8 protein-coding genes are annotated in these 14756 nt (G+C 69.4%); 5 read left to right on the top strand and 3 right to left on the bottom strand.

The window, feature by feature from the left end:
- Positions 1-19: 19 nt before the first annotated feature.
- The 4 genes from C7I55_RS21655 to C7I55_RS21640 are packed head-to-tail and all read left to right on the top strand — an operon-like array spanning position 20 to position 12001.
- Positions 20-1294: a hypothetical protein gene (locus C7I55_RS21655; RefSeq protein ID WP_106515113.1), complete on the top strand. Its 1275-nt coding sequence runs from the start codon at positions 20-22 to the stop codon at positions 1292-1294.
- The gene (locus tag C7I55_RS21650; protein ID WP_106515112.1) at positions 1218-2858 is read left to right on the top strand and encodes a hypothetical protein; all 1641 of its coding nucleotides are present in this window, start codon (positions 1218-1220) and stop codon (positions 2856-2858) included. Before C7I55_RS21655 ends, C7I55_RS21650 begins: the two co-directional genes overlap by 77 nt.
- Before the next feature lie 19 nt (positions 2859-2877).
- Positions 2878-8862, top strand: coding sequence for a hypothetical protein (locus C7I55_RS21645; RefSeq protein ID WP_106515111.1), 5985 nt, complete (start codon positions 2878-2880; stop codon positions 8860-8862).
- A gap of 19 nt (positions 8863-8881) precedes the next feature.
- Positions 8882-12001, top strand: coding sequence for a PA14 domain-containing protein (locus tag C7I55_RS21640; protein WP_106515110.1), 3120 nt, complete (start codon positions 8882-8884; stop codon positions 11999-12001).
- A 110-nt stretch (positions 12002-12111) separates the two neighbouring features.
- Here C7I55_RS21640 and C7I55_RS21635 read toward each other — a convergent pair whose 3' ends face one another.
- The 3 genes from C7I55_RS21635 to C7I55_RS21625 form a co-directional block, all read right to left on the bottom strand.
- Entirely contained in the window at positions 12112-12501 is a 390-nt protein-coding gene (locus C7I55_RS21635) for a hypothetical protein (protein WP_233222344.1), read from the bottom strand.
- Between the two features lie 313 nt (positions 12502-12814).
- Positions 12815-13456 carry a hypothetical protein gene (locus tag C7I55_RS21630; RefSeq protein ID WP_106515109.1) on the bottom strand — a complete coding sequence of 214 codons (642 nt, stop codon included), beginning with the start codon at positions 13454-13456 and terminating at the stop codon, positions 12815-12817.
- Positions 13453-13725: a PadR family transcriptional regulator gene (locus tag C7I55_RS21625; RefSeq protein WP_106515108.1), complete on the bottom strand. Its 273-nt coding sequence runs from the start codon at positions 13723-13725 to the stop codon at positions 13453-13455. Before C7I55_RS21625 ends, C7I55_RS21630 begins: the two co-directional genes overlap by 4 nt.
- Before the next feature lie 266 nt (positions 13726-13991).
- Between C7I55_RS21625 and C7I55_RS21620 the strand changes: the two genes are divergently transcribed.
- Complete coding sequence (locus tag C7I55_RS21620) at positions 13992-14636, top strand: glutathione S-transferase family protein (RefSeq protein WP_106515197.1); 645 nt, start codon at positions 13992-13994, stop codon at positions 14634-14636.
- The last annotated feature ends 120 nt before the right edge of the window (positions 14637-14756 follow it).

Here is a 14756-nt window from a genome sequence, read left to right as displayed (position 1 = left end):
AACAGCCTCGGGGAACATCATGTCCGACACCGCGCAAGCCCGCTACACCTTCCTGCCTTATGTCCGGCGGGGCCTTTCCGCCGTTCTCGAGGGGTCGGCCGCGGCAGGCCGCCTGAAGCTGCCCGTCCAGCTCAAACTCTCCGGTACCGGCGGCGAGGACGTCGTCGACGTGCCACTGAGGCTCCACGGACCGGGAGACGTGATCGGCATCGACCCCGCCGAGGTGATCCGCACCGAGCCGCGCCGCGAGACTGCCGATTTCGATCCGAATTATTTTCCGGCCGTCGAGTTCGACAGCCCGGACTTTCCGTGGATGTTCACGCCGGAAGCGCCCGACGGCGGCCTGCTGCGCCCTTGGCTCTGCCTGGTGGTGGTGCGCGACCATACGCCGAACAGCCTGTCCGCAGACCAGACCCGGCCGCTGCCCGTCCTGGAATGCGCGTTGCGAGAGCTTCCGGACCTGGCGGAAGCCCATGCCTGGGCCCACGCCCAAATCATGCGGGAGAGTCCAGCGGAGGAGCCGCCGGAGGCCGCAAGCGCTGCCATCCGGGAGGCGATTGCCGGGAGGCCGGACCGCAACCTTTCCCGACTGCTTTGCCCCCGGCGGCTGACGCCCAACACCGCCTACATCGCCTGCGTCGTTCCGACCTTCGAGGCGGGCAGGCTGGCGGGACTCGGCATGGCTCCCGACGCGGAGAGCCTCGACGGTCTCACCCCCGCATGGCCGACGCCGAGCGGCAGCGCGCGAACGCTCGTCACGCTTCCGGTCTACCATCATTGGCGATTCAGCACAGGTGCCGGTGCGGAAAGTTTCGAGACCCTGGTACGACGGCTGGAGCGTCAGAACCATCTCCCCGGGGTTGGCGGCCTGCGCCTGAACGTCGGCGATGCGGGTTGGAGCCTGCCGAACGTCCCCGGAGCGGAAGTGCCGCTCGAGGGTGCCCTGATTCCCCCGCAGCAAGCCGGAACCGCCTTTCGCTGGCCACCGCCAGAGCTCGAGGGCTTCCGCACGGCGCTGCGTGCGCTGCTGAATGCAACGGCAACAGGCGGCGAGGCCGTGGTGGCGCCGCCGATCTACGGGCAGCAGCATGCGGGCCGCGGCGTGACGCCGGAGCCGGGTCAGAACCCTCTCTGGCTCGGTGAGCTAAACCTCGACCCCCGCTACCGGGTGGCCGCCGGGCTTGGCGCGCTGGTGATCCGCGCGCGGCAGGAAGCTCATGGCGGAAGCGTGGGACCAGGTCGAGGCGGTCGAGCGCGACAACCGGTTGCGCCGTCAGGCCCAGATGGCGCTTGAGGTCAGTTCGAACCTCTATGAACGGCTGAATGCCCTCGATCCAGGCGCGCTCCTCCAGGTGACCGCACCGGCCCACGACCGCGTCGGCCGCGAGACCTCCGGCGCCAAGGCGGTCGCGGCCGGCGGCAGCGTCGGCGAACAGGTGCGCAGGAGCGCCCTGCCCAATGCCGCGCTCTCCGTCGGTTTCCGCCGCATGACCCGGAAGCACAGCCCAATCCTGCAGCGGCTCGGTACCGGCGATGGAGCGCCCCAACCACTGGCGCGGCTGATTGCGACGCCAGACGCGGCTGCGCCGGAGCGGTCGGCAGAGATCGGCCTCCTGTCGCTCGACATCCTCGCCGATGCAGTGCGGGCCGCCGCTCCCCCGCCCGCCACGTCCGGCGCGGTCCAGCCCATCGAGAAGCTCATTCATGACGCCATCGCCGAGGCAATACCCGTGGCGAGCACGGCGCGGAGCGCCAGTGCAGCCGAGGGGTCGCTGGACAGCGCCATCGCGACCCAACTGACCAGGCTTGCCGAACTCACCCGGGCCGGCGCGGCCGAGGCGGCGCCAACGCTTGCGATCGATCAGATCACGGCGACGCTGAAGACGCGACTGAACCCGTCGATCAGGCTTCCCGAGGCGGTGAGCACACAGATGCACGGCGGCCGGACGTCGGCGAAGGCGCGCGGACTGACGACGCAAGGGGGGGGCAACGACCCGCTCACCCCGGTCATGGCGGCGCCGCAATTTTCGGCGCCCATGTACCGCCTGCTGCAGGACGTCCACGACATGCTGCTGCCGGGCCTGGAGAATACGCCGCCCAACACGCTTGCGCTGCTCAGGACCAATCCCGGCTTCATCGAAGCCTTCATGATCGGGCTCAATCACGAATTCGCCCGGGAACTGCTGTGGCGCGAATATCCCACCGACCAGCGCAGCACCTATTTCCGCCAATTCTGGGATGTCCGCGGCGGCGAATCGGACGGACCCGACCTTCAGCCGATGCACGACTGGAAGGATGCCGAGGCACTCGGCAGCCACATCGGCGGAGGAGCGGCCGGCGGCGGGCTCGCGCTGCTGATCCGCGGCGACCTGCTGCGCCGCTATCCCGACGCGATGCTCTATGCCGTCAAGGCAGAGCCGGACGGGAGCTTTCCGGAAGGGACGCCGTCGGACCTGCGATTGCCGCGGTTCACGGGCGTCCGCGAACCGGACATCACCTTCATCGGCTTCGACCTGACCGAAGCGGAGGCCCGCGGGGAGCACGGCACCGGCTGGTATTTCGTGCTGCAGGAACAGCCGGCGGCGGCGCGGTTCGGACTCGATCCCGCAACGACACCGGAGGCACCGGAAGAACTCGGCGCATGGCGCGGCGTCTGTTGGGGACACACGGCCGGCACCGCGGAGGCGCTCGCGTCACTTACCCATGTCCCGCTCGCAGGCCCGCTCGCCGGCAAGGCGATCGGCGAGCCCCCGAGCGAGATCGCCTGGGGCCGGAACGCCGGCCACATGGCCCGGATCACGCTGCAGCGATCGTACCGCATCGCAATCCACGCTGACGCCCTGCTCGGCCAGCGCTAGACGATCGAAGGAATCCATCGTGGACCTGAACACAGAGATCCTCCGGCTCACCGCCGAACTCGCCGCCGCGAAGCAGGCGGGTACCGCGGCGACGAACCGGGTTGCCGACAGCCGCCAGGCCCTGACCAATGCCGAGGCCGAGACAAGCCGGCTGCGCCGACGCGTCGCCGAGCTTGAGGCGATCGCAGCGCAGGCGTCCCAGGCGCGTGCGCAGGCGGACGCCGCCGACCAGCGCGCCGCCGCCGCCGCGCGCGAGCTGGACGCCGCCCGGCCGGCGCGTGATCAGGCCGCAGCCCGGCGTGACGCGCTCCAGGCGCGAACCGCGGAGCTCAATCGTCTCGCCGCGCTCATTCCAGGCGTGCAGGCCGAGGTCGCCGCCCACCAGGCCGAAACCAACCGCCTGGCCAGCGAGCTGAACCGGATCATCGCCGCAAAACCGAAGCGGCTGCCGAACAAGCCGGGCTCCGGCTCCGGGATCGATTATGCCGACCTGCTGGAGGCGTGGCAGGCCCAGGTCGACGCCGCCACCCGGGCGCGCGACGCGGCGGCGGCCCGCCTCGCGGCAGCGCAGGCGCGCCTCGGTCAGCTGGCGCCGATTCCGGGCCAGGCAGCCCAAGCCCAGGCCGAGACCAATGCCGCCAACCAGGCCCTTGCCGAAGCCGGCCGGCGTGTTGATGCTTTGAGCCAGCAAGTGGCGGCGGCGCGGGCCGGGGCGCAGACGGCGCGGGCGCAGGCGGGGGAATTCGATCGCGCCGCGGCCCCGCTCGGAGACGCACGCACCCAGTCCCAGGCAGCCGACGCCCGCACCGCCCAAGCCAGCGCCGAGGTGGAGTCTGCGCTCAGCGCGGAAACTGCGGCAATGGCGCGGATCGCGCAGCGCCACGCAGAGCTCGAGCGGCGGCTTGCCGAGCAGCGGGCGGCTTTGCCCCAGGAAATCGTCGGCGCGCTGCCGACGGATGCGCCCATCGCCCTGCTGCCGGTTCGGCTCGAGACCCGGTTCATGACCACCGAGGCCGGCCGCGCGCTGATTGTGCGAGTCTATCCCGACACGATCCACGTCGACACCCATGAACCCGAACTCACGGCCGACGAAGACCATTGGGGCCGGCATTTCTGGGCTCACAACTGGCGCGCCGCCACCGACGAGATCCGGGCGCGAGCGGCCTGGATCCAGCTCGCCGAGCGCTTCGGCGTCCGCCGAGCCGCCTGGATCGCGGAAGCCCTGACCCCGCTCAACCCGCAGGACGCGCCTGCCGCCCCGGTGGCGGACGACGCGCCGCTGGCGCCCGCGCCGACCTTCCCAGCACGCGACCGGCGCAGCGCATCCTGGACTCGGGCGCCCCAAGCGCTGGCGCTGCCCGACCGCTGGCTCGCGGTCGGCTACCGCGACGGACGGCGTGTCATCGTCGCGCAATCCGCCGCGGTGAAGCCTGCCAGCGCCCCCGCCGGCGCACCGATGGCCGTCGGGGCGGCCCCACCCGGCGAGGCGCTCGATCCGGAGAGCGCGGTGCCTCCCGCCGGCGGTTTGGCCGGCGTGCTGGACGCCGACAGCCGGTGGCTCGTCGACGTCCAGGCCGCCCTGGAGTGCGGCATGGCGATCCGGGCGCCCTGGCCGCAGGACGAACCCGAGAAGCTCGATCGGCTGCTGGTCTTCGGCGTCCGGGCGGAACCCGACTCCAGGGCCTCCGCGGAGCAATTGCAGAGGCTGCTCGACGCGCATCATTATACGGACGGACTGGCCTTTGTCGCGCAGGGTGCTTCCAGCAACAACTCGGAGGCCGAGCTTTCGACCTTCCGGAGCCGCGAAAGCGCGGCGGCGCTCCACGGGGTCGAGCGCGGCCCGGCGCTCACTGCAGCCGGTTCCGACGGCGCTGTTGCCGGCCGGCTGCTGGGCGTTGAAGCGGCAACCTTCGCGCATGTGGCGGGTGCCGACGGGCTCGAGCAGGCGGACGCGAAAGCGATGAACGCCGCGCTCTGGTCGGCGACCTGGGGCTATTATCTCGAACAGGGCCTGGCGGGACCCCTCGCAGAGGACCGTCGCAAGCAAGCGCGCCGGCACTTCATCGATCATGTCCGCGCCCGCGGGCCCGTTCCGGCACTGCGCATCGGACGCCAACCCTATGGCGTGCTGCCGGTCACCTCACTCGACCTCTGGGCGCCGGAGCCGGGAGACAGCCTACCCGGCCTGGCGGAACTGCTGCGCACCGCGAAGACGATATGGCGGGCCGGCATCGGGCGCGCACCCGCCGTCGGCGGCGGGGGGGATGGCGCCGACATCCTGCTCCAAATCCTCGGCATGGAAGCACGGTCGAGCCGGTTCGACTTTCGCAGCCTGATCGGCGGTCAGAGCGGCCGCAAATTGCTCGAGCAACTCGGGCAGGCGCAGCAGATCGTTCAACTCGATGCCCAGGCCGTCCGCATCCACGAGCTGCTGGGCACCAGCGCATTGCGCGGCCCTGCAAGGCTCGCCGACGCCGCGTCGGGTTCGCTGGTCCGCGACCTGTTCAGCGCCAAACGCGGCGCTCGCCACGTGGCCGACACCCAGGCGGCATTGCTCTGGCTGCTGTCGCGCGCGCCCGAAGATCTCCGGACAGCGGCCTTCCCGCCGCCGGGCGACGCCGTAGAACAGCGCCCCAGCCAGCTGTCGGACCTGCTGCTGCTGGTGCTTCGGCACGCCGCGCTCACCGAATATGATCTGGCCGCGGTCTCGCTGCTTGCCGGACGCAACCAGGCGAGCGCCGCCGAGCGCTTCGAGCCGGAGATCGTCGACGAGGCGGTGCGGACGGCGTGGGAGCGGCTCTCGACGATCATCGATGGCCGCCCCGTGTCCGCGCATCTGACCGCGCTCGACGCCGGCAGCGCAGTGCCGGACCTCGCGGAATTCCGACGCAGCCTGGAGCATCTGGCCACGCGACCAACCGCCCGCGTGGAGGATGGCCTGGCGGAGACGCTCGATCTCGCCTCCCACCGCCTCGACGCCTGGATCACGTCGCTCGCCACCGGCCGCCTCGACTCGATGCGCGCTGCAAAGCCGGTGGGCGTGCACCTCGGCGGCTATGGCTGGGTGGAAAATTTGACCGCTGCGACGATCGGCCGCGACCTGAGCGACAAGGGCTATGTCCACGCACCCTCGCTGGCGCATGCGGCGACCGCGGCCGTTCTCCGAAGCGGGTATCTCGCCCATGCCGGAGAAGCCGAGAACAGCTTTGCCGTCGATCTTTCGTCGGCGCGGGTGCGCTCGGCGATGTGGCTGCTCGACGGCGTTCGCCAGGGCCAGCCGCTCGCGGCCCTGCTGGGCTACCGCTTCGAGCGCGGCCTGCACGAGAACCATCCCGGCGTGGAGCTCGACCGCTTCATCCGGCCGTTTCGCGAGCTCGACGGCTTCAAAGCCGAGACATCGCAATCGCGCGAAGCGGAGGCAGCAAGCACGGCGGAGAGCGACGCCGCGTCCGCCCGCACTGCGCTCGCAGCCGCCGAGGGTGCGCAGGCGGAAGCGGAGAGAGTCTATACCGAAAACCGCGCCGCCAGCGGCGCCGGCGAGGCTGCTGCGCACGACCTAAAGGCGCTGCTGGGCCAGCTCGATGCCTTGAACGCCGCCGTTACCGAGGCCACCACGAAAAGCTATCCGAAGAAGACTCGGTTGGCGGAAATACCCGGCTTGATCGAGGAGGCGCAAAATCGGATCGACGAATATTCGCTCGAAGAGATCGAAGCTCCGGATCATAAACCTGTGGACAGGACGCGCGAGAAGAAGAGAGAGCGCGACAGGATCGCTGCGCTTGGAGCCGAATATTCAAGGCTTGCGACCGAACTGCACGGCCTGAACCAAATCATCTCCGCAAACACCGAAGCGGCGAAGCCGCTTTCGGAGCGGATAGCGCCGCTGACGACCCTAGTGGAGAACGGTAAACAGGCGGACGAGCAGAAGACATCGATCGAGCAGCAGCGAGACGCTGCGCGCAACGCAACCGGCGGCGCCAGGACGATCCTGGCGCAAAGAGAGATGGTGCTGCTGGACGCCCTTCAGCGGCTCTGGTCCAAGGCGCATGAGAGCCTGCCCGCAAGCAAGGTCGTCGACGGACTGGCGTTGCTGCAGCGCTGGAAGGCCGGCAAGGCGGAGGGGCGCTGGAACCAGCAGACGATCCCGTTCGGGGCTGAGATCGCAGGCGTGCGGTTGCCGACGGAGAGCGGCGCAGATGCCGCTGCGTGGACGGCGATCGCGGCCGAGCTCGACGGGCTGGCCGAGATCACCGACGCGGTCAGCGACCTGATCCTCGCGGAAAGCGTACATCAAATCGTGCAGGGAAATCCCACCCGGTCGGGCGCAGCGCTCGACATGGCGGCAGGCGGCGAGATCCCGCCCCCGGAGCTCGACGTGGTGCGCACGCCGCGAACCGGAATCACCACCACGCACCGCCTGGTGGTGCTGTTCAGCGGGGATGTGCCCGCATGGGAAGGCACCTCATCGCAGCCGCGGGCGCTCGCCGAGCCGTACCTCAACGCCTGGGCCGCGGGCTTGCTCGGCGATCCCGCCAGGGTTTTCTGCCGCGCGGACTATTTCGACCCGGAGACGAAGGCGCCTGCGGGGCAGCCCGTCGAGCTTTCGCTCGGAGAACTCGAACTCGCGCCGCTGGATTTCCTCTACATGAGCGACGCCGGCGGGCCGGCGGCGCTGTCGGAACTGGAGCAGCGGCTGGTCGATCGGCTGCTCACCACCCCGCGGCCCGAGAACGTGCCCCCGGGCGCGACCGTGCGCCTGGATTTCGAGCGCGACCCCGCATGGGGCGCGGAGCGACTGAGCGCCGCGGAGTTCCTCGAGGCGGTCCGTGCGGTCCGCGAGATGGTGCTGAACGCCCGTCCGTTAACGGCCGCCGACCTCGCCCAGACCGACCAGGCGACGTCCACCGAACCGGACGCAGCAGAGCTGGAGCAACGGGCGAGCGCCGCCCGCGACGCCCTCGCGGCGGCGATCGACAAGATTCCCGCTCCGCCGCCCGCCACCGAACCGCTGGAAATGGCCGCGTTTCTGGACAGCCTGGATCTCGCCGATCTTCGAACCGCGCTTCATGCCCTGGCGGGGTTCGGTATCCAGAGCGCGGTTCCGGCCGCGCCTGCCGGACCGGACGCGCGCGCCACCCTGTTCGGGCAAGCGCTGGCGGCAAAGGACGAAGGCGTGCTGCGGCTCGAGCGGGCGGACGCCCGCGGCGGCGCAGGCCGGCCGGCGGCCGATCAGCTCGCCCGCCTCGCAGCCTTGTTCGGCAACGATTTCAAGATGCTGCCGCGATGGTTGCCGACCAACGCCGCCGAGCTCGAGCAGACCTTCGCCGCCAGCCACGGGCTTCAGGATCGGCAGGGCGGCACCGATCCCCTGCCCGCCGTCACGTTCGTCCATCGGGCGGCGCGGGTACGCGACGGCGCGCGACGGCTGGAAGACGCCCTCACTTACTCCGAAGCGCTCCATGCGGCGGTGGCCGTGCACTTCGAAGTCGGCCAGCTGCCGCTCACGGCGAACGACCGATGGTCCGCTTTGCCGCCGCTGGAAGACGGCGGGGCCGCGCCGGGCCGCCTGTCGCTGGTCGCCCACCTCGCCGGACGGGTGACGCCGCAAACGGCACCCGAAGGCGTGTTCGTCGACGCCGCCGGTGCGCCGCTTCCAGTCTGCGGCCTGATGATCGACGAATGGGTAGAGGCGATCCCCAACGCGAAGGAGACCACGGGCGTCGCGTTCCACTACGATCAGCCCGGTGCCCGGGCGCCGCAGGCGGTGCTGCTCGCAACGCCCCCGAACGGCGACGCGATCTGGCAGGTGGAAACGCTGGAAGCCATCCTGCTCGAGACCCTGGATCTAGCCAAATTACGCGTCGTCGATCTCGCAGCACTCCAGGCGGCCGAGGCCGACGCGGAATTGCCCGGCCACCTGCTTCCGGCGCTGGCCTTCGCGGTCAATGCGGAAGGCGACGCCATTTCCACGGACTTCGCCGCAGCGGCGGCGGTCCCGGCCTGAACCCAAGAGGCGAATCTTTATGGCTTCCATCACGACCTGGACCCGCATCGAACCGGTCGCCCGCGACCCCGACATGGCGGACGGCCTCAAGGCGGCAATTCGAGATCCCCTGTGGCTGCTGGCACGACAGTGGCAATTCGGCGAATTCCAAGGCACGGACGGAGGGTCTCCGGCGCTCGCCCGCTTCCAGGCCGGGTGCGGCAAACTGGACCGCTTCCTGCCGGATTATGATCCGGATCGGACGCCGACCACCTTCAGCAAGTTCGGGCTGACCGACTTCGACTTCGAATATTGGAATGGTTCGGGCTGGAGCCTTGTCCCGGACGGCGAGATCCGCAACAACGACAAAGTCCATGTGCGAGCGACGTTTCCGCCCGTCCGCACCGACCGCATCCGTATCGTCGTCAAGGGCGCGCGGGAGCAGTTCAGCCGGATCGTCGAGCTGGAGGCGCTACAGGCCGATCCACAGCCTTCCGATCGCGACATCGTCTGGGTCGGCGATGCCACACCGGCCGGTGCGGCGGTGCGCGGCGACGGCTGGGAGTGGGCGGCCGATCCGGCGGCGCCGGCCGGTGGCGCAAGGACGCACTGGACGCCGAGCAACGCAGGCCTCAAGCAGCATTATTTCGAAGGCTGCTCCGAGCCGCTGCCGATCCACGAGGCCGAAACCCTGTTCGCCTACGTACGCCTGGACCCGGCCAACCCGCCCAAGCAGATCATGCTGCAATGGTTCGACGGGACGTGGGACCATCGCGCTTATTGGGGCGAAAGCCGCATCGACTGGGGTGTCGAGGGACGCGCCAACCGCCGCCGCCTGGGCGACCTGCCGATCCCGGGCGTGTGGACACGGCTCGAAGTCCCAGCGTCCCTCGTGGCTCTGGAAGGACGCGCCGTCAGGGGCATGGCGTTCACCCAGTTCGGCGGTATCGCGATCTGGGGGGCGGCGGGCAAGACCCGGCTGCTTCCGCCGGGAAGCGGCCTCTGCGCGGAATATTTCCCGAGCGTCGATCTGACCGGCAGCGCCGTCACGCGCATTGATCCAGTGGTGGATTTCGCCTGGGGGACGGCCGCACCCCATCCGGCGATCCCGGCTGACAAATTCTCTGCTCGCTGGACCGGCGAGATCGCACCGCTTTTCTCGGAGACGTACAGCTTCCATGTCACCGGCGACGACGGCGTGCGCCTCTGGATCGATGACCAATTGATCGTCAACGGCTGGCTGGATCAGGCGGCCACGGAGTATAATGCGGCGATCGCCCTGCAGGCCGGCCGCCGATACAGGCTGCGGCTGGACTATTATGATGGCGGCGGCCCAGCCGCGTGCAAATTGATGTGGTCGAGCCGGCGCCAGCCGAAGCAGGTGATCCCGCAGGCCCAACTTTACCCGCCCGCTTCCTACGCCGCCGCGGCGACGAACGTGGCGCTCGCGGCCAATGGCGGCCGCGCCTCCGCCTCGTCCACCCACAGCGCGGCCTTCCCAGTCGTCGGCGTCAACAACGGCGATCGCACCGGCGCGGGCTGGGGCCAGGCCAGCGGCGGGTGGAACGACGCCACAGCCGGCGACTTCCCCGATTGGCTGCAAGTCAGCTTCAACGGCGAGAAGCTGATCAGCGAGATCGGAATCGTCACCCTGCAGGACGGCGCTCCGATCGAGCCGATCCCGTCTCATGTGGGCGCTGTGCAGCCGCTTAACGGCGGGGTGCCGCTGGAGGCGCTGGTGGAGCGGGAGCAGGCGCAGGCAGAGGACGACCTGCGGGAGGCGACCGAGAGCGGCCTCCATTTTCTGCGGATCCTCGCGGCACAGGGGCTGCAAGGATATGGACCCGTAATCACCCGAGCCCATGCATTCGAAGCCGGTGTGGACGTGGCCGACGCAGCGAGCCGGCGTTTCGCCGGGGTGATGTTCAGGCGTGCGCCGGATGGCCGGAAACTCAGCGCGGCCTTGAAGGCCGCAGCGCCCGGGCTTCCCGAGTCATGGGCGATCGCTGCGAAAGACTGGGAGTCGGTACGCGCAGCGGCCGATGCGTGGCTGGCTTGGCGCCGCGGCGTAGCGCCGACGGCGCCGGCAAGCGCCCCGACATGGCGACCCGAGCGCATGGAATATGCCTTTGCCGTCTCCGCCGCGACCCCGGCCGGCCGCGTCGACCTTGCCGCACGGGATTATCCGGGCGGTGCTCTCGACTGGCACGCCTTCGACGCACACCTGCAGCCTGGCGCGGGCGGCGGCGAGACGGTCGTGATCGAGGCGATCCCGGCCCCGGTGAGTTACCGCGGAATGCCCGCCCCGCGTTACTGGCAGTTCGAAGACGCCGAGGTGAATTGGGGGGACGTCAAGGCCGGCGAGACGGATCTCGCCCGGCTCACGCTGCTCGAATTCGCCCTGGTGGGCAGCGACGACTGGTTCGTCATTCCGGTGGAGCTGGAGGCCGGATCCGTTTGCGCGGCGCAGTCTCTCGAGATCGACGACACCTTCGGGATCCGCACCGCTATCCGGCATCACGAAGCCGTGGACGGCCCGCGATCGGGATGGGGCCTGTTCGGCTTGACCTCACCGCGGCAGCCGTCGCCGGAGGCGCCGCCGCTGCTCTTCCTCGCCCCGACGTTGCTGTCACCGCTGGAGAGCGCTCCGATCGAGGAGGTCCTCTTCCTTCGCGACGAAATGGCCAACATGGCCTGGGCGGTGGAACGGGTGGTCCAGAGCCCGACGGGCCGACCGCTGGATCGCTACGAAGCCTATCGTGCGGCCAAGGCCGGCGTCGCGCCGGCGGAGCGGGCGGATGCAGGAGCCAATCTGGCGCTCGCCTACAAGGTCGGGTCCGAACCACCGGATTATTGGATCCCCATGGTTACCGTCCAAAGCGGTCCGCGCGCCACCCGCCTCCGCCGGAGCGCGCTGGCTTCAGCGGACGGCGTTCCGATCGCTCCGCTCGGCCGGACCCTGGAGCCGGGCCGGCGGCTGGACATCTACGAGGAAGAGATACCGCGCGCCGGCGCCCGGGTGACGAGAAGCTGGCAGCTCGCCCGCGGTGTCGACGGACACCCTTGTCTGTGGATGGGCCGGCGCAAGCAGCCCGGCCGCGGCGAAGGTTCCAGCGGCCTGGTGTTCGACACCGCCCGCAAGCCCCAACCTCAGGTGTGATCGGTCAACCGGGCCAGGCGGCAGACCGGTCGCATCGCAGGGATCGATGCCCCTGAGGGGCGTGGAGGGTTTGATCATGGCATGCCGCGACGGCTGCCGAGGTCTCTCTCTCAGCAAAGCGGCTCTCGCTTGTTCCAGGCGGGTATGATCCTGAGGCGGCGCTTGCCGAAATAGCTGAGGTCCATCGAGACCCGCACAGGCAGCCCGTGTCGGGTATAGATGGCCTGGTCGCCCTTGCTGCCCTCGCCCGTATAGCAGGTTTTCCAGCCTCGCTGCTCGAGCGTCGTGGCGATGGCAAAGAGGGCGTTCTGATCCCAATCATGCCAGAGGGTGATTTCGTCGAACCCGCCGGCACCGTCGCTGCCGACCAGATCGAGCGCGGCGTTGAACGGGCCATGGCCCAGAAACATCACGCCGGCTTTGCGGCAGCGCATTTCGATAGTGTCCGGCCTGCAATCGGTGAACCCCGCCTTTCGCGCCTCCGCCAGGCTGCCCGCCACGGGGAGTCCCTCGTAGGTGAGCGGAGGTGGCGGCGGGCGGGTGGGACCACGGCATCCGGGCACCAGACCCAGGGTCAAGGCCAGCGCCGGGGCGAGCAACCCGATGGACGCCCTCAGCCGGCGGCGTCGGCACGCAGGGTGGCGGCGGGACTTCGCTGCGTCCCGCTCTTGCGGAGAGAAGCGCCTTCGCGTCGAGGCCGGGTCGGGCGACGTCATGCTGATCTCTCCTTGGGCGCGCGGACGCTGCGCTCCGTGATGGCGGACCGATGCTTTCCGCCCGGATTGCGACGGGACGGCAGGATTGCCGGCTGGCTCAGGCTGGCGCTTCGAACCCGAGGTCGTCGGACAGCTGACCATGCCACCGCGCGAGCGCCAAGACGGCGAGGGATTGTACGGTCAGGCAGACGACAGGCAGAAGCAGGCGGATCTGGACGATGCCGCACACCGCGGTGAAGATGAGAAGGGTCATGGTCGCCGCCGCGCCGACCCGAGCAACGGTCGCGGCGCGGCTCCAATCGCGCTCGAGCAGCAGCCACGCCACCAGCGGGTGCGTCGCCGCAAGCAGCAGCACGAGCAAGGTGAGCGACGGCGCGATGCCGACGCTGCCGGCGTTCAGCAGGAGTATCGCCCGTCCCTCCCCCGTCGCGGGTTCGAACGCGGGAAGCTGGAATTCCACGAACGGGAAACCGCGCAGCCCGGCCCAGAACATCAGGGCCGCCATCGGCAGGATGATGCCGATCGCGGTGCCATGACTTGCCAGAACGAAACGGCCCTCCCGATGGCGCGGCATCTCGCGCCACGCGGCGACGAGGCAGCCGGCGGCGAAGGCCAGCGGGCGTCCATGCTCGGTTGCGATCTCGAATTCGGCCTGCATCGCCCGCGCCCACACGCGTCGTCGGTCGCCGAGGCAGCAGGCCGACAGCGCCATGAGGGCTCGGGCCAGCTCGGCGCTCATGCGGGAAACGGCTCCGCGCCGGGAAGGCCCCTGCCGTCCTCCATTGTCCGCGCCAGCGCCAGCCCTGCGGTGGTCAGTCGGTAGACGTGCCGCGCGGGACGCCCAGGCTGCGCCGGTGGCCGCCACTCGGCCTGGACAAGCCCCTGATCGGTCATCCTCATCAGCAGCGGGTAGAGCGTGCCCGACAGGAGACCGGTCTCCTTCATTAGATCATAGCCATGGCACCAGGACGGTGCGTGCGTCGACAGCGCCTCCAGGAGCGCGAGCATCTGCTTCGACGGTCGCCGGTTTCGGATCATGCCCGGTTTGCAACATATGTAGAGTTAAGAGTCAAGCGCACATCGGGCGCGGTCGCACATGACGATCGGCATCGCAGCGTGCCTCACATCCGACAGGCTGAGCCGACAAGTTCGTGTCGTGCATCGTGGCCGCACGGGCTTGTGCAGCATTTTACGAACGATGTCGGCTTGCCGGAAACCCATTCGTCGTCAGGATGAGGCGTCCAAGGCGTGGCGCCCCCATGGAGACGGATGCGATGACGATCACGATCACAGCCTTCGAACAATCGCCCGACGGCGGCAAGGGACTGGCGCGGGACACGCGGGTTCGCTGGGCCCTCGAGGAGGTCGGCCGGTCGTACGAAACCCGGCTCGTCTCCCTTGCCGCGATGAAGCAACCTGCCCATCTGGCGCTGCACCCCTTCGGGCAGATCCCAACCTATGAAGAGGGAGACCTCGCGATCTTCGAGACAGGCGCGATCGTGTTTCACATTGCGGAGCGGCATCCGGGTCTGCTGCCGCCGGACGAGAATGCCCGAGCCCGGGCGATCATGTGGATGTTCGCATCGCTCAACACGATCGAGCCTCCGATCCTCGATCTCACGACCGCAAGCCTCGTCGAGCGGGACAGGTCGTGGGCGCGGGAGCGCCTGCCTTTGGTAGAGGACCGCATCCGTAGCCGGCTTGGCCCATTGTCTTCCCGCCTGGGAGATGTCGACTGGCTTGACGGCACATTCAGTGCAGGCGACCTGTTGATGGTCTCCGTGCTGCTCCGCCTGCGGGCGTCGGGACTGCTGGACGAATTCCCGAACCTCGCCGCCTATGTCTGTCGCGGCGAGGCACGTCCGGCCTATCAGCGCGCCTTCGAAGCACAATATGCGATCAACTGCCCTGCCGCCTGAGCGCCGAGGCAAAAGCGAGCCTTCGACGAAATTCCGGATTGAGCCGGTCTAACGAAAGGGGGACGAAACGGTGAAACGAGGTCGGGACCGCTGTTCACGAAAACGCAGCCTGAAGGCGGA

Origin of the sequence: Allosphingosinicella deserti (assembly GCF_003012735.1) — a bacterium.
Classification (GTDB): Bacteria; Pseudomonadota; Alphaproteobacteria; order Sphingomonadales; family Sphingomonadaceae; genus Allosphingosinicella; species Allosphingosinicella deserti.
This window is presented reverse-complemented; position numbering and strand designations above follow the sequence as displayed.

What these genes read in the sequence shown, in the direction of transcription:
- C7I55_RS21655 (WP_106515113.1), top strand. Translation starts at nt 20, where the DNA reads ATGTCCGACACCGCGCAAGCCCGCTACACCTTCCTGCCTTATGTCCGG.
- C7I55_RS21650 (WP_106515112.1), top strand. Translation starts at nt 1,218, where the DNA reads ATGGCGGAAGCGTGGGACCAGGTCGAGGCGGTCGAGCGCGACAACCGG.
- C7I55_RS21640 (WP_106515110.1), top strand. Translation starts at nt 8,882, where the DNA reads ATGGCTTCCATCACGACCTGGACCCGCATCGAACCGGTCGCCCGCGAC.
- C7I55_RS21630 (WP_106515109.1), bottom strand. Translation starts at nt 13,456, where the DNA reads ATGAGCGCCGAGCTGGCCCGAGCCCTCATGGCGCTGTCGGCCTGCTGC.
- C7I55_RS21625 (WP_106515108.1), bottom strand. Translation starts at nt 13,725, where the DNA reads ATGCTCGCGCTCCTGGAGGCGCTGTCGACGCACGCACCGTCCTGGTGC.
- C7I55_RS21620 (WP_106515197.1), top strand. Translation starts at nt 13,992, where the DNA reads ATGACGATCACGATCACAGCCTTCGAACAATCGCCCGACGGCGGCAAG.